General features: G+C 44.0%; 13 protein-coding genes and 1 pseudogene. 5 read left to right on the top strand and 9 right to left on the bottom strand.

Annotated features, from left to right (window positions below):
• Nucleotides 1-56: 56 nt before the first annotated feature.
• From Q0590_RS22280 to Q0590_RS22265, 4 genes are all read left to right on the top strand, one after another.
• The gene (locus Q0590_RS22280; RefSeq protein ID WP_302039823.1) at nt 57-1322 is read left to right on the top strand and encodes an MFS transporter; all 1266 of its coding nucleotides are present in this window, start codon (nt 57-59) and stop codon (nt 1320-1322) included.
• 173 nt (nt 1323-1495) lie between these two features.
• Nucleotides 1496-2338, top strand: a complete 843-nt coding sequence (locus Q0590_RS22275) for a universal stress protein (RefSeq protein WP_302039822.1) — start codon at nt 1496-1498, stop codon at nt 2336-2338.
• Between the two features lie 530 nt (nt 2339-2868).
• Nucleotides 2869-5166, top strand: coding sequence for a DUF7133 domain-containing protein (locus tag Q0590_RS22270; protein ID WP_302039821.1), 2298 nt, complete (start codon nt 2869-2871; stop codon nt 5164-5166).
• 88 nt (nt 5167-5254) lie between these two features.
• Nucleotides 5255-6268 carry a sugar phosphate isomerase/epimerase family protein gene (locus Q0590_RS22265; protein WP_302039820.1) on the top strand — a complete coding sequence of 338 codons (1014 nt, stop codon included), beginning with the start codon at nt 5255-5257 and terminating at the stop codon, nt 6266-6268.
• A gap of 207 nt (nt 6269-6475) precedes the next feature.
• Here Q0590_RS22265 and Q0590_RS22260 read toward each other — a convergent pair.
• From Q0590_RS22260 to Q0590_RS22230, 7 genes and pseudogenes are all read right to left on the bottom strand, one after another.
• A pseudogene (locus Q0590_RS22260) lies at nt 6476-6958 on the bottom strand (hypothetical protein); the annotation flags it as partial.
• Between the two features lie 11 nt (nt 6959-6969).
• Nucleotides 6970-8121 carry a zinc-dependent alcohol dehydrogenase gene (locus tag Q0590_RS22255; RefSeq protein ID WP_302039819.1) on the bottom strand — a complete coding sequence of 384 codons (1152 nt, stop codon included), beginning with the start codon at nt 8119-8121 and terminating at the stop codon, nt 6970-6972.
• Between the two features lie 325 nt (nt 8122-8446).
• Nucleotides 8447-10678 (bottom strand): glycogen debranching protein GlgX, encoded by a 2232-nt coding sequence (glgX, locus tag Q0590_RS22250; protein ID WP_302039818.1) that lies wholly within the window; start codon nt 10676-10678, stop codon nt 8447-8449.
• Nucleotides 10679-10942: 264 nt separating this feature from the next.
• Nucleotides 10943-11473, bottom strand: a complete 531-nt coding sequence (locus Q0590_RS22245; RefSeq protein ID WP_302039817.1) for a CBS domain-containing protein — start codon at nt 11471-11473, stop codon at nt 10943-10945.
• Nucleotides 11474-11582: 109 nt separating this feature from the next.
• A complete protein-coding gene (locus Q0590_RS22240) occupies nt 11583-12236 on the bottom strand; it encodes a gluconate 2-dehydrogenase subunit 3 family protein (protein WP_302039816.1) in 654 nt (217 codons plus the stop codon).
• 81 nt (nt 12237-12317) lie between these two features.
• A complete protein-coding gene (locus tag Q0590_RS22235; RefSeq protein WP_302039815.1) occupies nt 12318-14078 on the bottom strand; it encodes a GMC family oxidoreductase in 1761 nt (586 codons plus the stop codon).
• A 223-nt stretch (nt 14079-14301) separates the two neighbouring features.
• The gene (locus Q0590_RS22230) at nt 14302-14733 is read right to left on the bottom strand and encodes a response regulator (RefSeq protein WP_302039814.1); all 432 of its coding nucleotides are present in this window, start codon (nt 14731-14733) and stop codon (nt 14302-14304) included.
• A 565-nt stretch (nt 14734-15298) separates the two neighbouring features.
• Here Q0590_RS22230 and Q0590_RS22225 point away from each other — a divergent pair.
• On the top strand, nt 15299-15757 hold the full coding sequence (locus Q0590_RS22225) for a PepSY-like domain-containing protein (protein WP_302039813.1): 459 nt from the start codon (nt 15299-15301) through the stop codon (nt 15755-15757).
• A 25-nt stretch (nt 15758-15782) separates the two neighbouring features.
• Here the strand turns inward: Q0590_RS22225 and Q0590_RS22220 are convergent, their stop codons facing one another.
• The gene (locus Q0590_RS22220) at nt 15783-16622 is read right to left on the bottom strand and encodes an FkbM family methyltransferase (protein WP_302039812.1); all 840 of its coding nucleotides are present in this window, start codon (nt 16620-16622) and stop codon (nt 15783-15785) included.
• An 88-nt stretch (nt 16623-16710) separates the two neighbouring features.
• The gene (locus Q0590_RS22215; protein WP_302039811.1) at nt 16711-18087 is read right to left on the bottom strand and encodes an MBL fold metallo-hydrolase RNA specificity domain-containing protein; all 1377 of its coding nucleotides are present in this window, start codon (nt 18085-18087) and stop codon (nt 16711-16713) included.
• Nucleotides 18088-18190 lie beyond the last annotated feature (103 nt).

Genomic DNA, 18190 nt, shown 5'->3' with positions numbered 1-18190 from the left:
TTTGTCCAGTAATTTTATATATTGGCAGGCATTTTCTACTCTTTACTGCACTTTCGATGGAAAAAGTTCTCGCCCAACGCCGGTGGTACCGCCTGATACCAATTGCCTTCATTACCTACAGCATGGCTTACCTGGACCGGGCAAACTTTGGTTTTGGGGCAGCCAGTGGAATGGCGGAAGATTTACAGATTACCCCAGCCACTTCGTCTTTGCTGAGTTCCTTGTTTTTCCTCGGATACTTCTTTTTTCAGATTCCCGGAGCCCATTATGCTGCCAAATATTCTGCCAAAAAGTTAATCTTCTGGTCGTTGATTTCCTGGGGTGGTCTGGCTACAGCTACTGGACTGGTAAGTGATGTAAATTTGCTGATTGGTATCCGCTTTATGCTGGGCGTGGTAGAAAGTGCCGTAATGCCCGCCATGCTTATTTTGCTTAGCAACTGGTTTACCAGAACCGAGCGTTCCAGGGCAAATACTTTTCTGATTCTGGGCAATCCGGCTACCGTACTGTGGATGTCTATCTTATCTGGCTACCTGATAGAAGCCGTTGGTTGGCGGGGTATGTTTATCTGGGAAGGACTTCCGGCCATTATTTGGGCTTTTTTCTGGTGGAAACTGGTAGAGGATAAACCCAAAAATGCCACCTGGCTATCGGATACAGAAAAACGGCAGTTAGACCAACGGATGCAGGAAGAGCAACAACACATAAAACCGGTAAAAAACTATGCCCAGGCATTTAAGTCCAGAACAGTGGTATTGCTCAGTTTGCAGTATGCATTGTGGAGTGTGGGCGTCTATGGATTTGTAATGTGGCTTCCTTCCATTATCAACGCTGCCCCCAACATGACGATTGTAAAAACCGGATGGCTTTCTTCTGTTCCTTACCTGTTTGCTATCGTCGGCATGCTAGCTGCCTCTTACTTCTCTGACAAAACCCTGAACAGAAAAGCTTTTGTCTGGCCCTTTCTGCTAATAGGGGCCATTGCTTTTTATACTTCTTATCTGTTGGGTACCAGTAATTTCTACCTTTCTTTTGCGCTGCTGGTGATTGCCGGAGGTGCTATGTATGCGCCATACGGGCCTTTTTTTGCAATCATTCCGGAAGTATTACCTAAAAATGTTGCCGGTGTTTCTATGGCTTTAATTAATAGTATGGGCGCCTTGGGTTCGTTTATTGGGTCTTATCTGGTGGGGTATTTAAATGCTACTACCGGAGGATTTGGAGCATCATATCTTTTTATGGCTGTTTCGTTACTAGTTTCCGCCATACTTACTTTAGTTGCTTTACAACCTTCAGGCGCCAGACAAATGGTGAATAACTAACTCAAAATAGTATCGAAAAAAATAACGTCTATCTACAGAAGGTGAGAAAAATCAGTTGCCAGGCACACAAAAATCATTGGTCTGAACACTCAAATGTGCTTCTTTTACACTGTAGCAGTGAAGCAAATATACAGGAAGCAAATACACACATACACCTGCTATAGCCCGATAGTATGAAAACCATTCTTGTTCCCACCGATTTATCCAGAGAAGCAGATCATGCAATAGATGTGGCTATCGTAATGGCCCGGCAAATGAAAGCAAATATTGAGCTGGTGCATATTCTGCCATCCCTTTATGATAAGGCCTATGCCGATACGGCTGCGTTGCCGGAAGAAGGGCGGAAAGCCTTTGAAGAAGAGGTAGCCTTAGCCAAATTAGAGATTGAAAACTTGGTGCAACATTACCAGGTGAAGGATGTGGCCATGAAAGGATCTGTAAAAATAGGCAGCATTTTCCAGGATATTGCCGATAATATTGTAAAACTGGAAGCCGATTTAATTGTTCTGGGTACCAAAGGAGATAGTGGATTGCATGAATTTTTTATCGGGTCCAATGCAGAAAAAGTAGTACGCAGAGCCCTGTGTCCAGTTATTACGGTCCGCAAAAAGGTGAAGGATTTTAAACTCAAGCAGGTGGTGTTTGCGACTGATTTTACTAAGAATGCAGACCCATTCATTCATACTTTGCAGCAATGGCAAAAGGCATCTGATTTTACCATTCATCTTTTATATGTGAACACTCCCTTACACTTTCAGACTACCGGGCAAATTAGAGCACGGATGCATACATTTTTGAAAAAACATAAGGAAGAAGATTTTACTATACAGATGGTGGATGATTATTCCGAACTGGAAGGAATTAATGCCTACGCCCAGGAAGTAAGAGCTGACCTCATTGCCATGTTAACGCATGGAAGGGAAGGGGTAGACCATGTACTGGAAGGCAGCCTGGCCGAGCGGCTAGTCAATCAGGCCTCCATACCGATCATAACTTATCGTTTACCTGCACACTAAATCCATGAGGGAAGCCGCTAGGTTTGTCTGTTCCTGGTTTTCTCATCTTCCTGGTTGATTAAAATCATTGTCGGCTGATAATATTTCAGCTAATTTTCATCAGCTGTTCTTCCAATTAGTAACGGCTAAGTTTGTATCAGAATAGGAAAATTCATAGTCACCTTTAATTATTAAATCCATGGCAACGATCAACACTTTGTATGACATCAGGTATACCCTGGGGTATATTATGCTAGTGCTAGTCATCTTGTTACTGATGTTGGTAAGTAATGCGTATTAGGTTTTAGAGGAGTAGGTTTCTCTTGTAGGGTACAAAAGGCAGGATCAAGTCATCAGAAGGCTTTCAATCCTGCCTTGTACATTTGGGTGGAGCAAGCATACCTGACCGGATTGTCGAAAAAAAAGCACCAATGGTCTAATAGCAACAGAAAAAAAACAATATTTATTTGTACTTTTAGAATGATCGTCAATTTTACTGCTTAAGTAAAAATGACAACTTAGCTAATCTGTACGTTTGTTTTCTTTTCAAAATGAAAAAAGCCATTTGGAGCATTCTTGCCAGTGCATCTGTTTCCCTTATTCTGGTAACCTGCCAGGTTTCTAAAAAATCACCCAATGATGCGCCAGCGAATGTGCAAGAGGAAATGTCCTTTGCTACACCCCGCACGGTAGATCAAAATCCTTCGCCAGCGCCGTTGAGCCCAGAGCAAAGCCTTCGGACTTTCCGGGTACCGAAAGGTTACCGGCTGGAACTGGTAGCCAGCGAGCCCATGATTAGCGAGCCGGTTGCTTTAACCTGGGATGGCAATGGACGCATGTATGTGGCACAGATGGAAACATATATGCAAACGGTAGATACCACCGGAGAGCATGTGTCTGCCAGCCGGGTGATGCTGCTGGAAGATACGAACGGAGATGGCAAAATGGACAAAAGTTCGGTGTTTATTGACAAACTCATGCTGCCCCGCATGGTACTTTGTGTGGGGGATGAACTGCTGGTCAATGAAACGGATACCTATGATGTATATGCCTACAAAGATACCAATGGAGATGGCAAAGCAGATCAGAAAAGGCCGGTGTATAAACTGGGCAAAAAATCTCCGGGAAATCTGGAACACCAGCGCAGCGGATTAGACTGGAACCTGGATAACTGGATTTATGTAACCGTAGACCCGGTCCGTTTCCGGTATGTAAATGGCCAGCTGAAACCCGATACGTTAATTAACGGCTCTAATGGGCAATGGGGCTTAACACATGATAATTATGGCCGGTTGTTTTTTAGCCGGGGCGGAGGAGAAAATGCCGGTTCCGGTTTCCAGATAAATCCCGCTTATGGCCAGCTTGAGTTCCGCGACGCCTATATTGACTCTACATTTGGGGCTGTGTGGCCAATTATCAAAACACCGGATATTCAAGGCGGCTTAAAAAGGCTTAGGGAAGATTCTACGCTAAATCATTTTACTTCCGGCAATGGCCAGTCAATTTTCCGTGGCGACCGTTTACCACAGACCCTTGTGGGAGATTATTTAATTAATGAACCAGTGGCCAGAATCATCCGGCGGGCAAAAGTAATTGCTAACGAAGGAAAAACAACCCTGGAAAATGCCTATCAGCAAGAAGAGTTTATTGCTTCTACCGATATGAATTTTCGTCCGGTGAACACCTACACTGGCCCGGATGGGTGTCTGTATATTATTGATATGAACCGTGGCATTATCCAGGAAGGCACCTGGACTGGACCTGACAGCTACCTTCGTCCACAAATTTTGCGGCTGGGCTTGGATCAGAATAAGCAGCGTGGCCGTATCTACCGGCTTGTTTATGAAGGTATAACACCAGGACCAAAGCCACAGATGTTGACTGAATCTACAAACAAGCTAGTTACCTATTTAGATCACCCCAACGGATGGTGGCGGGATAATGCCCAGAAAGAAGTGATAGTCCGGGCAGATCAAACTGTAGTACCAATCCTGAAACAAATAGCACAAGGTGAGCAAGGAAATCTTAGCCGGAAGCCAGGAGCCTTAGGCCGGTTACATGCCCTATGGACTCTGGAAGGCCTTGGAGCTATTGATAAAGAAGTAGTACAAAACGCCCTAAAAGATCAGGATGCGCAGGTACGACGCGCGGCAATATGGATTAGCGAACCCTACCTGAAGAAAAATGATACAGCACTAATCAATGCCCTGGCTGCCTTGCAAAATGACCCAAGCTATGATGTACGTACCCAGCTGTTGCTTTCTCTTCAATACAGTGAAGTCCCACAGGCAAAAGAAATTATGAATCATATACTAAGTGCTAATGCAGGCAATGAAATGCTGACGAGTGTAAAGAAAACCATTGAGAAAAATACAGAGATCCGCAAGTTCGGACACAAACTTGGCAATCTGGATGCTGCCAGCCGGAAGCTGATACTGAATGGGTCAATCACGTTTAAGTCTCTTTGTGCTACCTGTCATGGCGGGGATGGAAAAGGACTGCCTACCCAGATTGCCCCACCGCTGGTAGGCAATTTCCGCCGGATGATGGAGAAGAAAGAGGCCATGATTAAGATTGTGTTACATGGCTTAACCGGGCCAGTAGAAGGCAAAACCTATCCGGATATGATGCCCCCGATGGGAACCAATGATGACGAGTGGGTGGCTTCTGTTCTGAGTTATGTCCGCTACGATTTAGGCCTTTCGGAGCGGGGCTTTGGAGGGAACTTATCCCCTGAATTTTTATCCAGAGTTATAGTAACGCCTGAAGAAGTGAAAAAGGCCAGGGACCAAACCGCGGGTAGAACCAAAACCTTTACCTGGGAGGAACTGGAAAAAGTAAGCCAGTAAGGTAGCCAGCTGTGTATGTTTATTTCCGTTACTTTCCGTTATCGTTTATTTAGCCACATTCAATTTTTTTACTCCTGATCCAAAGACTATGAAAACTCAACCTATTACCAGACGCCAGTTTTTAGGCACTGCCGCCCTTGCATTAACCGGAACAGCCCTTGCTTCATCCTCAACGTTTGGGGTACCTGCGTACATAAAGAATATGGGAAAGCCTAATTCAAAATTCAACGGTGTACAGATAGGAACGATAACCTACTCCTTTAGAAGTATGCCGAGTAATGTTGAGCAAATTTTACAATATTGCCAGGATGCAAATATCAGCGCTATTGAGCTGATGGGGAATACTGCCGAAGCTTTTGCCGGAGCGCCGCATAGTTCCACCGAACCGATGGTGTTTAGAGGAACGCCAGGGCAGCGGCCGCAACCTACCCCAGAAGAGCAGGAACAACGGGCAGCCCGTATGAAAGATCTGGCCCAATGGCGTGCCAAGGTTTCTATGGAGAAGTTCGAGCAAATTAAAAAGATGTACAAAGCTGCCGGTGTTTCCATTTATGCGTATAAACCCAATGCCTTTAGTGCCACCAATTCTGATGCGGAAGTAGAGTATGGAATGCGGGCAGCAAAAGCCTTAGGTGCAAGCCATGTAACCCTGGAACTGCCGGAAGATCCTGCACAGACGAAACGGCTGGGAGACTTAGCCGCCAAAAATAAAATTCTGGTCGCCTATCATGGACATGAGCAGCAAACGCCTACTTTTTGGGATACAGCCCTGAGTCAGTCTAGAAATAATGCTCTGAACTGCGATTTGGGACATTACACCGCCGCCGGGTACAATGCCGTTGAACTCATAGAAGCAAAACACGACCGCATTGCCAGTGCCCACCTGAAAGACCGGCAAAATAAAGCCAATGGACGGGCTAATCTTCCCTGGGGAACTGGTGATACGCCCATTGTGCAGATATTACAAACGATGAAAAAGAACAAATATAATTTCCCGGCAACAGTAGAACTGGAATATCAGATTCCGGAAGGTTCAGATGCCGTAAAAGAGGTAGCCAAATGTGTGGAGTATTGCAGAAAAGCATTAGAGAAGAATGCGTAAAAATATGCTGGATCATTCTGCATTCCTACTCACACAAAAAGGCTCTCTTGCAAAAGAGAGCCTTTTTGTGTGAGTAGGAATAAGCTATTTTATAGGTTTGCTTTCGGGAAACAAGTCATGCTTGGAATAGCTTTTATTGCTTGTATACCCTTGGTCTTCCGAGTACCTTTCGTCTTCTGAGTACCCGGTATGTCTGGTATGTTTGTGCTCTTTTTTTCTGGATAGAAGTACAACAACAGCGGTTGTAACTAATACCCCTATGGCTACTTTCTGTACCAACCCTTTCGGATTATGTTTCCACTCGGCATTCCAGCCTTTCTCGGCAAAAATATTGGGTACATGTCCCTTGGACAGATCTTCTAGCACACCTTCTACTACGTTTACCCGGTCGGCTAGTAACAAGGGTAACCAATGGCCATAACTGGATTCACTGTATTTAAAAGCAAACCTCCGGATCATGCCACTAAGACCGGAAGGAGGAGTAGACGTACCAAAGACAGCACTTACATTCGGTCGTTCAATGGAGTGCAACACTTCAATATTTACCGGTTGTTGCGTTGGCCGCTGCCAGCTATATCCTTGCTGCTCTGCGTCAGTCCGGCGTTTCATCGGATAGGTTGGGTCATTTTTTGGATCTGCATCTATGCCCCAGCCTTTTATATGTGAAAAATCTTTTGCTGTATTATTCATAGTGATCTATTTTATCGTTTGGATGATGGGATAAGAACAGGTTTGATGCAATTATCAAGCTTTTCTGAAAAAATATGATACGCATCGGCTACATCTTCTAAAGGCACCCGGTGCGTAATCAATGCTTTCGGATTCAACACGCCATTCTGAACGTGCTCTATCAATCTGGGTAATAAGCGTTTTACAGAAGCCTGATTAGCCCGGATCGTAAGGCCTTTGTTTACCACATTTCCTATCGGAACCAAGTTATCTGTTGGCCCATATACGCCTACAATAGATACAATGCCGCCTTTTTTGACAGAATTTATAGCCCAATGTAAGGCAGTAGCAGAACCTGCTTGGAGTAAAAGCTTTCTTCCGGTAATAGTTTGCAGTGCACTGCCAGCCGCTTCAGCTCCTACCGCATCAATACATACATCAGCACCCATCCAGTCAGTTGTCCGTTTTAAAAACACCACCGGATCGTCCATCTCCTTAAAGTTATAGGCTTCGCATTGGGCATAGTTGCGGACAAATTCCAGCCGGTAATCTACATGATCTATTACAATTACACGGCCGGCGCCGAATAGCCAGGAACATTTGGCTGCCATAATACCGACCGGGCCGGCTCCAAAGACTACTACTGTATCGCCGGGTTGAATGCCTCCCATTTCAGCTGCCTGGTAACCTGTAGGCACCACATCAGTAAGTAATACTGCATCATCCAGGTCCATTCCGGGTGGGATAACGGTAGGCCCTACATTTGCATAAGGCACGCGTACATATTCCGCTTGCCCGCCATCGTAGCCGCCTGCCGTATGAGAATAGCCAAAAATACCGCCAACGGCTGTAGCCTGCGAATTCGATTCGTGGCAATTTCCGTACAAGCCTTGTTTGCAAAAATGACATTTGCCACAGGAAATATTAAAAGGCACCAATACCTGATCGCCAACTTTCAGCTTTTCAACATCTGGACCTATTTCCTCTACTACTCCGGTGAACTCGTGCCCGAAGGTCATGCCAACGCGGGTATCTGGCACATTTCCATTATATAGGTGCAAATCCGATCCGCAGATGCAGGAACGGGTTACCCGTATGATGGCATCTTGCGGGTGCTCTATCTTTGGGTAGGGTTTATGATCAATACGAACCCGTTGAGGCCCCCGATAATTCATTGCTAACATAAAAATCGTCCTTTCTTTTAAATATGAAACATGTGAAGGCATCTGTTACCTATGCAAGTAGCATACGTAAGGCCATAAAATTTGATAAGATTTTCTGTAATTAAAATATAAAGTAACGACTCTACTTTAGCACATATGTAGAAAAATTATACCACCCATCTATTCTTGGCAGGATTGAAGGGGATTCGAAGGAAATGTATATCGGAAGAGAACACGAAAAGTTTTTTCTTAAAAAAAGTTCTATTCCCTTGCCTATACAACGCTCATCAATAATTGGTAAAGAAAAACCCTCACAGTTTGTGCAGGCTGTGAGGGTAGATTTTTGTTATTCTGCTTGTTCCGCAAGATGATTGCTCTGCTTGCTTGCCTTGGGAATCATACGAAGCAGCACCAGCGAACGGGACTGCAAGGTGTATGCTTCTCCAAAATTGATTTTCTTCTTTTTCTTATCATCAGACTGAATATCTTCGTGCGTGTCGATGATGATTTCCCAGCTACCTTTGATAGGCCGGTCAGGAACGTTAAAATCAATAGGCTCCCAATAGCTGTTCACAATTAGCAGGAAAATATCATCTTTTATACGCTGAGACCGTTCGTCATACTCACTCATTACCTGGCCATTGAGCAGCATACCCAGGCAGCGGACATAAGAACTGTGCCACTCCTTGCGGGTCATGTCTTTTCCATCGGGACGCAACCAGCGGATATCTTTAATTTTGGTACCACGGATTTCCCGGCCATGAAAGAATTTACGGCGGTGCAGCACCGGATGATCTCTGCGAAGTTTAATTATCATGGAGGTGAACTCAAACAAGGCTTGTTCTGTCTTCGTCCATTCCCAGTTAAACCAACTCGTTTCATTATCCTGGCAGTACACATTGTTGTTGCCATGTTGTGTACGGCCGTATTCATCGCCATGCAGCAACATAGGTACGCCCTGGCTTAAAAACAGGGTAGCCAGAAAATTGCGTTTCTGTTTTTCACGAAGGAAAATAATATCCTCGTCATCCGTAGGGCCTTCTACTCCACAGTTCCAGCTATTATTATGACTGTCGCCATCGTTGTTGTTTTCGCCGTTGGCATGGTTATGCTTTTCATTATAACTTACCAGATCGTTCAGGGTAAAGCCATCATGTGCCGTAATAAAGTTGATGCTGGAGCCCGGCAAGCGGCCATTGTGCTGGTATAAGTCGCTGCTGCCACTCAACCGGTAAGCAAGTTCGGCTACCTGACTTTCATCGCCTTTCCAGAATCGGCGCACACTGTCGCGGTATTTGCCATTCCATTCAGCCCATTTCACCGGGAAGTTTCCTACCTGGTAGCCGCCTTCGCCTACATCCCAAGGTTCGGCAATGAGTTTTACCTGAGAAAGGATAGGGTCTTGGTGTATGGTATCCAGGAAAGTAGAAAGTTTGCCTACATCGTGCAGACCCCGAGCCAGCGTTGAAGCCAGATCAAAGCGGAAGCCATCCACATGCATTTCCGTAACCCAGTACCGGAGGCTATCCATAACCATTTGCAAAGATTTAGGATGGAGCATATTAATGGTATTTCCAGTACCAGTATAATCCATGTAAAATTGTGGATTGCCATTTACCAGCCGGTAATACGCTTGATTGTCGATTCCTTTAAAGGATAGGGTAGGCCCGTAATGATTGCCTTCGGCAGTGTGATTGTATACCACATCCAGTATTACTTCAATGCCGGCTTTATGGAGGGTTTTCACCATGGCCTTAAACTCCAGTACCTGCTGACCGAATATACCCAGTGAGGAGTAATCGGCATGGGGTGCAAAAAAACCAATGGTATTATATCCCCAGTAATTGTTCAGCCCTTTTTCTACCAGAATTTTATCGTGCACAAAGTGATGCACCGGGAGTAGTTCTACAGCTGTTATACCTAGTTTTTTCAGGTAATCAATAATTTCCGGGGTGGCCAGGGCTGCGTAGGTTCCCCGGATTTTTGGATCTATTTCCGGATGCAGCTGGGTAAATCCCTTTACATGTACTTCGTATATGATGGATTCATTGAGCGGAATATTCGGGCTTTTGTCGTTTCCCCAATCAAAGGCTTCATCGATGACTACAGAGCGGTTCATACCTGCAGCACTGTCTTGTGTATCGAGTAACAAATGCCTGTTTTCATCTGTGGACTCTACCGGATAGCCAAACATGGCATTGCTCCAGTTAATGCGGCCGGTAATAGCTTTTGCATAGGGATCAAGCAGTAGCTTACTCGGATTGAACCGTTGGCCATGTTCGGGATGGTGTGGACCATATACCCGGTATCCATATAATTGTCCGGGCTTCAGGCCTGGGATGTAGCAATGCCATACATAGTCGGTTTGTTCCCGCATCCGGATGCGGACAGATTCCTGGGAATCTTCTGCGGAATTGAACAGACACAATTCTACTTTGGTTGCACTCTCACTGAACAAGGCAAAATTAACTCCATCACCATCCCAGGTGGCTCCCAAGGGGTACGGTTTACCAATCCAGACATTCAGTTTAGTCTTTTTTGTTGTGCGCTTTGTTTTTTTTGCAGTATTGCTTATCATGGATAAAATTAGTTGTGGTAGAATTAGTAAATATTTGAAACACAAATATTTGTTGTAGAAATTAGTTAGTAGTAATACAAAAAATCAGGAGGAAAAGATTGATAATGATTGTTGTAGCCCAATACGTGTAAAGCAGGCTGAAAAGTTGCAAAATTGCAGGAATTGCTAGAAAATGATATTCTGTTGGATTAACCATCAATAAAAAAGCCTGCAAACACCATTTGATTAGGTGTCTACAGGCTTTTAGTGGTAAAGACCCTGGTTTTACCTGTTGCGGAAGGCTTGAATATTAGCCGGATAAGGTATGTACAGTTCATTGGGTTCTGTACTTGCTTTAGTTACCGGCGTGCGCCAGTTCTCGTAATAGTCCCAGCTTACTTTAAAATTCAACGCCTCATATTCACGGGTTTTATCCAGCAAAGTCTCCTTCATTACGTCACCGGCAGAGAGCATGCCTATGTAGCGGCCATTTTTTTCAATCAGCAGGTGCCGCAGCCGCATACCTAAAAACTTATCCATCAGCTCGTAGCTGGTGTCTGTGCAGGGGGCCGACAGAAGACCGGTTGTCATATAGTCGCCGATCCGGGCTTCTTTAATAGAAAAGCCTTCCTGTAATATATCCTGCATCAGGTCACGTTCAGTCCAGATACCCACAATATCATCTCCTTCTTTTACCAGTATAGCGCCAATTTTATGGTAAACCATCAATTGCAAGGCTTCTTCTATGGATGTTTCGGGAGTAACAGTTATGATGTCCCTTGCTTTTTCTCTAAGGATTTCTTCTGCGGTTTTCATAGGTATGAAGGTTTAAGTGGAACAAGTGTTTGTCACTGAAGTGTTTATGGGGCAATAGAATGTATAAATTACAAAAACTATTTTACATTTTCACTTCTTTACCCTTTTTTTATGCCGAATTTTGTACGCCCAGGTGATTGCAAGCCTCATCCGGACAGCCATTCCAGTTCGGATTAGCCACATTACCGATGTATTTCAGGTCATCAATGCCGATCTTACTGGTCCAGAAACCGGTAGCTGTCAGATCTCGGAAACTATTGAAGAAAGAAATACCCTGAGTAATTTCTTTCTTTGCTTTTCCTTTTGCCGGGAAGGCAATTTCATCCAGAATTGCCTTCCGCTGTGCATCATCGGAGTCTACAAAATCTTTTCCATGGACTTTCAGGCAACGGTTATTAAGCCAGGCTAAACCTCCCCGCATGGCCGTCTGGCGGTAGGGCTGATCCAACATCATAAACTCGATAAACTCCGGAACACCTGCATCCGATGCGCTGCCAGACCGTTCGTCTTTTGGAATGATAATATCTGCCAGCGTACGTACCGTTTTTCTTTCCTGGTCGGTAAAGAATTTTTCTTTTAGTAGCTGTTTATCACGGTCGCTGGGATCTACGGACTGAGCTACGTGGTTATGTTCAGCGGCATCTTTGTTTTCACTGGTATGGTCTCCGGTAGACTTGGTATCACATCCGGCCATAGTAAGGCCAGCTCCGACAGAGCCGACCCCTAAAAATTTCAATGATTGTCTTCTGCTTATTTTGCTCATGGCAAATGGATAATTGAAAAGTGAGAAAGGGAAAGCATAAAAAGTTAAACCAACCCAGAGGGAGTGTCTCTTGGGGTTCTGTTAAATATTCTGCTTTTTCTTTTGGTCAATAATATATTCAGAGGCACGCATCGATAAGGCAAGAATGGTCCAGGTAGGATTTTTATCTGCCTGAGAAACAAATGAGCCCCCATCGGTAATGAATAGGTTTTTCACCTCATGCGCCTGGCAATGCTTGTTTACCACCGAAGATTTAGGATCATTACCCATTCTGGTTACACCCAGTTCATGGATGATGAGGCCAGGGGCAGCAATGCCATAGCCTTGTTCTTTAGTAGGCATGGGAGAAAGAGCTACACCGCCCAGCGTATCAATGATTTCGCGGAAAGTCTCCTGCATGTGTTTTACCTGGTTGTACTCATATTCGCTCCATTTGTAGTGGAAACGCAAGACAGGTATACCAAATTTATCTACCGTATTAGGATCTATTTCGCAATAGTTGGTTTTAAATGCAATGGCTTCGCCCCGGCCTGAGAACCCAATCGTTGACCCATAGAAACGGCGGTAATCATCTTTTAACTGTTTACCATATCCGCCTCCTACCATATTGGCTGGATCTATTTTTTTCTCCGAATCGTAGGTGCCGCTCGTGTTATGCGAAGGATTAGGATTATTGTAGTTATGAATACCTCCCATAAAACCAAAACTCGGCATACGGCGGCCACCTCCAAACTCAATATGATAGCCACGTGGGAAGTCCAGTTTTTTGTCGTTCAACCACCAGGGCATGTACATGTGCATACCGCCTGTACCATCTTCGTTATGGGGTACGTTGTTCATCATCTGGGGGAAAAAGCCGCTAACGTTGGTACCTGTAGAATCCATCAGGTATTTTCCGGCCACATCACTGGAGTTAGCCAGGCCATTCGGGTGGCGGCTTGATTTAGAATTCAATAACAACCTGGCTGTTTCGCAGGCACCAGCTGCCAGTACCACAATTTTGGCTTTTACATGATGTTCCTGCAAAGTGTTGGTATCTACATACGATACGCCCGTTGCTTGTCCTTCCTGGTCTACAGTTACTTCCCTAGCCATGGCATCGGTAATAATCTCCAGTCTGCCAGTTTTCAAGGCTGGAGGTAAAAGTACCGAAGGGGAGGAGAAGTTGGAATGGGTAGAGCAGCCACGGTTACACTGGGAGCAGTAGTGGCAGGCCGCACGTCCGTTGTGTGGTTTGGTAAGGATAGATAAACGGGAAGGAATTACAGGAATACCTAATTTATCGCAGCCTTTTTTTACAAATAACTCATAACAACGGGGTTTGGGAGGAGGCAAAAATTCGCCATCCGGCTCATTATATATTCCTTCTTTGCTACCAAAAATACCTACCAGGCGGTCTACCTTGTCATAGTAGGGTTTAATTTCATCATACGTGATCGGCCAGTCATCTCCCAGGCCGTCTATGCTGCGGCGTCTGAAATCCAGGGGGCCGAATCTTAAGGAAATACGTCCCCAGTGGTTTGTACGGCCACCCAGCATCCGGGAACGGAACCATTGAAAATCGGAGCCGGGAACTTTAGTATAGGGCTCTCCTTCAATTTCCCAGCCTCCCAGGGCTGCATCAAACTCGCCAAAAGGCCTGGTTGTTCCGGCACCTCTTCTGGGAGAATCATACGGCCAGGCAAGCATCTTGCCGTCTTTGTTTACATCCCAGTTAGGACCTGCTTCCAACATTAGTACATTTGCGCCACCTTCAGTAAGGACTTTGGCTGCCATACCACCGCCGGCACCGGAGCCGACAATGCATACGTCGTATTCTTTTCTGCTTTGAGAAATTTGCATCGGAATCTTTAAAAATGAAAACTAAAAATTAAATTAAGCATAATAACTCATGAAATGCAAGTATCTCGGATGCGAATCTTTTACAGAAATTCACTTCCCCATTGGCTATACTTTGACCTACAAAAGTTTATATATTTTTACAGCAGATAGGTTGCCTCAGGTATAAAAATCAAAAGCCGGTAGCTTTTTGGCTACCGGCTTTGTATTAACAAGATAATACAGATTAAATGTCGTGAGTTACTTTAAGTGGTGAGTATTTGCTTTGATTAATGATTTGCAGCGCCATCAAAAACTGTGTAAAATCGAAGGGTTTGCTGATGTAACAATTGGCATTGGCGTGGTGTGTACGGATAATGTCTTCTTCGGCAACAGAGGTGGTGAGCACAACGACCGGAATTTGTTTAAAGTTTTTGTCTTGCCGTAGGGTTTCGAGTACTTCAAATCCGTTCTTTTTAGGCAGGTTCAAATCCAGTAAAACAAGGTCGGGAGTGAACACCTGAGCAAAGCCATTCTCTTTTCGTAGGAAACGCAAGGCTTCTTCTCCGTCTCCAACTACTTGTAGGGTGGTGCGGAAATCACTTTGCTTTAAGGCTTCCTGGGTTAACCGTACATCACCGGGGTTATCTTCTACGAGTAGTATCTGTAATGTATCCATTTGTAAATTCCTTAGGTTTATCTGGTTTATCAATAAAGTTAAATAAGTGAAAGTGTATGAAAATAGGTTGGTTTCCGGTTAATAACGTGTAAAATGGTTACTTAAAGGTCTCGTGCTGATTCAAATATAATCATTTAAAATATAGAATAAAAATAAATACCAAGGGATGTTTAGGGATGATATAGGGGGTGGTAAATATTTAATTTTCTTAATACTAAGTCCAACCGTTTTCTGTTAACTGATAAACAAGCCGCTTACCTTTTGTTCGTTCATAAAGACCTTTGTATTTAAAAACACATATTTGAACAAAATGTTCTGAACAGGCTTCCTTTGAATGAAAAAAATAAGCAATTTGTCAGGCAAGTTGCCTTGTTTTTTAAGTAACTCCCTGATATTCATAACATACAGCAATATACCTAAGGTAACCTACATCGGTAATTTTTCCGGGTTATAGCCAGAGTACTCAGAAAACCAAATGTTGAACGTTTGTATAACTAAAAGAAAGAGTTTAGGTAATTTTGTATTCTGATTGAAAGCATGTCAAATTATTTAAGCTGCATACCATATGAAATTCTCATCTTTTTTTTACATAGGCTGTTTTGTCGTATTGGCCTCACAGAGCCTGCAGGCTCAAGACCTGGCTCCAACCGATGTTCCGCAAGCCATTTCCAGTAGTTTCTCCACCAAGTATCCGGATGCTACCGAGGTGAAATGGAAAAAAAATAAAAGCGGCAAATATGAAGCGGATTTCAGGCAAAATGGTAAAAAAGCCGAAGCCAAATTTATGGCCGACGGCACCTGGGATTCTGCAGACAAACGGATAGATGCCAAAGATTTACCTGAGCAGGCTTCCGCCTACCTTAAAAAAAACTATGCTTCCCACAAGATAGACCAGATTGAATGGAAGGAAGATAAAGATGCCAGCAAAAATGTATATGAAGTAAAACTAAAAAAGGATAAATCCGAAACGGAACTCGTGTTTACCGCAGATGGAAAATTCCTGAAGAAAAAGGAGAAACAGTAAGCCGAATTTAGCTGAAAACTTGACATTACTGCTTGTTTTTTAGGTAATACACATTTTTTAGAATACTGCCAGCCAGGCTATACTCCCTTTGCTGAAGAAACGTAAAAATGGTATTCTGAGAAGGGGTAGCCGGATCAAATGATTCGTCTTCCACTATAATTAGTGTTGGCGAGTATTTACGGAAATCCAGTGATTGCAGCACGTGTAAATCATGTTCCTCGGCATCTATGGAGAGAAAATCTATATGTGCAGGAGCCTGACAGGCATCCAGAATGGAGGTAAGAGTTTGGGGTACTATGCTTCTGGTAGCCATTACTTGTAGGCCTTCTGACAGGTATTCTTCTAAAAACTGAGGTTCGGTGGTAGAAAGCACATTATTGGTTAACTCATAGAAGGTACGCACTTCGGGTAAATCCGAAACCAAAGCACATACGGCTTTGTCCCAGGGTCTGACTCGTTTATGCAGTTGTATAAGCGTTGAATTGGCATCAATACAGATTCCCCGCCATCCGCGCCGGTAAAACAAAAAGGAATTGGATAAAAACTGTGGGTGATTACAGCCTACATCCACATAAAAGCCATTATACGTGATCTGCGTTTTCAGCAGGGATTCAATCAACCGGTCTTCTCCGGTAAATCCATAACTGATCCGCACATTTCGGCCTTGCACCAGCCGCAATAGGGGGATCAGCATATATTTTATTGACCGCAACAACGAAAACAGCGGACTGTGCCAGGTAAAGAACTGCCGGAAACTTTGCTGCATCTCTTTTATTACCAAACCGAAGGTGGTAAATATGGCCCGGCTATAGGCTTTTTGATACAGCAAATGGTTGAGTTTTTTGTTGAGCCAGGGTATATGCATATCCAATGAGTAGCAAAACTATACTTTGTCGCGGATGATTAACAACTATGTGGAGTGCAATACCTGCCGGGTCTAAAGCACAGGAAACTTATACTTCGTATGACATCCGGAATTCGGCTATCTGGATGTTTTTAAATCCATACTCGCCTAATTCTTCTTTCAGCTTCTCCATCGCCTCTTTTTCGCCGTGTACCAGAAAAATCTGCTGTAGTTGTTCTTTATCCTGGCAGAATAAAAACTTTACAATGTCTCCAAAATCGGCATGTGCACTATACTCCTTCATTAAGATAATTTCGGCTTTTACTTCCAGTTCTTCTTCAAAGATGCTTACTTTATCCGCTCCTCTCAATAATTGACCGCCTAGAGTAGAGGGTTCGCAGTAGCCGGTAATGAGCACGGCATTCTTCGGGTCATCAATCGTATTTTTAAGGTGGTGGCGAATGCGGCCGGCTTCCATCATACCGGAGGAAGAAATAATAATACATGGTTCATCAACTGTATTAATAAGCTTTGAATCGTCCTGGTCTACTACATAATGCAGCTGCGGAAAACCAAACGGATCAGGATCGGATTTGATGTATGCTAACATTTCATCATTAAAATAGGCGGAGTTGTCGCGCATAATATCAGTAGCATAAACGGAAAGCGGACTATCTACAAATACGTTAATTTCAGGCAATCGGCCATCTTCTGCCAGTACATTGAGAGAATATATTAATTCCTGGGTACGGCCGATGCTGAAGGAAGGAATAATCAGCTTGCCTTTCCGGTTTACACACACGTCCTGAACGATCTCTTCTAACCGGCTCTCGGTGCTTTGCAGGGCCATATGCAGTTTGTTGCCGTAGGTAGCTTCACAGATAACAACATCTGCCTGCGGAAAAGGCTGTGGGGTTTTTAGAATTCGGTTTGTAAAGCGGCCAATATCTCCACTAAAGCACAAGCGTTTGGTTTGCCCGTCTTCTTGCATGGTTAAATTTATTGCCGCACTGCCTAATACGTGCCCTGTATCGGTAAATAGCAATTCAATGTTCTCATCAATTGCATGTGGCTGGTTATAGGGAATGGGTACAAACTGTTGTAGGCATTTTTCTGCATCGGCTTCGGTATACAAAGGCTCATCCGCTGTAGCCCCGCCAGAGGTATTGGATTGATGAATGCGGGCACTATCCACTAAAATTAGTTTGCTGAATTCTAGTGTAGGAGGCGTACAGAAAATAGGTCCCTCAAACCCCTCTTTTACCAGCTTAGGAATAAGGCCGGAATGGTCGATATGTGCATGAGAAAGAATGAGGTAGTTGATTTTTTCCGGTTCAAACCCGAATTCTTCGTTCAGCTTTTTGTTATTGGCTCCTTTGCCTTGAAACATCCCACAATCCAGTAAAATGCGTGTGCCGTTCGATAAAGTTACCAGGTGTTTACTGCCAGTCACCATCTGCGCCGCCCCATAAAAAGATACTACCATACAAAATATGTAAATAATGAAATTATAGAAATGGATAATGAGCCCCACGCTGTAAATGGTTGTATAGGCTGAAATATCCGTATACCTTTTGTGAGAAAATAAG

The sequence above is a fragment of the Rhodocytophaga aerolata genome (genome assembly GCF_030503435.1).
GTDB lineage: Bacteria > Bacteroidota > Bacteroidia > Cytophagales > 172606-1 > Rhodocytophaga > Rhodocytophaga aerolata.
This window is presented reverse-complemented; position numbering and strand designations above follow the sequence as displayed.

Excerpts from the sequence above, each read along its gene's own strand:
- Q0590_RS22265 (WP_302039820.1), top strand. The coding sequence starts at position 5,255 with ATGAAAACTCAACCTATTACCAGACGCCAGTTTTTAGGCACTGCCGCC.
- Q0590_RS22220 (WP_302039812.1), bottom strand. The coding sequence starts at position 16,622 with ATGCATATACCCTGGCTCAACAAAAAACTCAACCATTTGCTGTATCAA.
- Q0590_RS22230 (WP_302039814.1), bottom strand. The coding sequence starts at position 14,733 with ATGGATACATTACAGATACTACTCGTAGAAGATAACCCCGGTGATGTA.
- Q0590_RS22240 (WP_302039816.1), bottom strand. The coding sequence starts at position 12,236 with ATGAGCAAAATAAGCAGAAGACAATCATTGAAATTTTTAGGGGTCGGC.
- Q0590_RS22270 (WP_302039821.1), top strand. The coding sequence starts at position 2,869 with ATGAAAAAAGCCATTTGGAGCATTCTTGCCAGTGCATCTGTTTCCCTT.
- Q0590_RS22215 (WP_302039811.1), bottom strand. The coding sequence starts at position 18,087 with ATGGTAGTATCTTTTTATGGGGCGGCGCAGATGGTGACTGGCAGTAAA.
- Q0590_RS22225 (WP_302039813.1), top strand. The coding sequence starts at position 15,299 with ATGAAATTCTCATCTTTTTTTTACATAGGCTGTTTTGTCGTATTGGCC.
- glgX (WP_302039818.1), bottom strand. The coding sequence starts at position 10,678 with ATGATAAGCAATACTGCAAAAAAAACAAAGCGCACAACAAAAAAGACT.
- Q0590_RS22245 (WP_302039817.1), bottom strand. The coding sequence starts at position 11,473 with ATGAAAACCGCAGAAGAAATCCTTAGAGAAAAAGCAAGGGACATCATA.
- Q0590_RS22235 (WP_302039815.1), bottom strand. The coding sequence starts at position 14,078 with ATGCAAATTTCTCAAAGCAGAAAAGAATACGACGTATGCATTGTCGGC.
- Q0590_RS22275 (WP_302039822.1), top strand. The coding sequence starts at position 1,496 with ATGAAAACCATTCTTGTTCCCACCGATTTATCCAGAGAAGCAGATCAT.
- Q0590_RS22255 (WP_302039819.1), bottom strand. The coding sequence starts at position 8,121 with ATGTTAGCAATGAATTATCGGGGGCCTCAACGGGTTCGTATTGATCAT.
- Q0590_RS22280 (WP_302039823.1), top strand. The coding sequence starts at position 57 with ATGGAAAAAGTTCTCGCCCAACGCCGGTGGTACCGCCTGATACCAATT.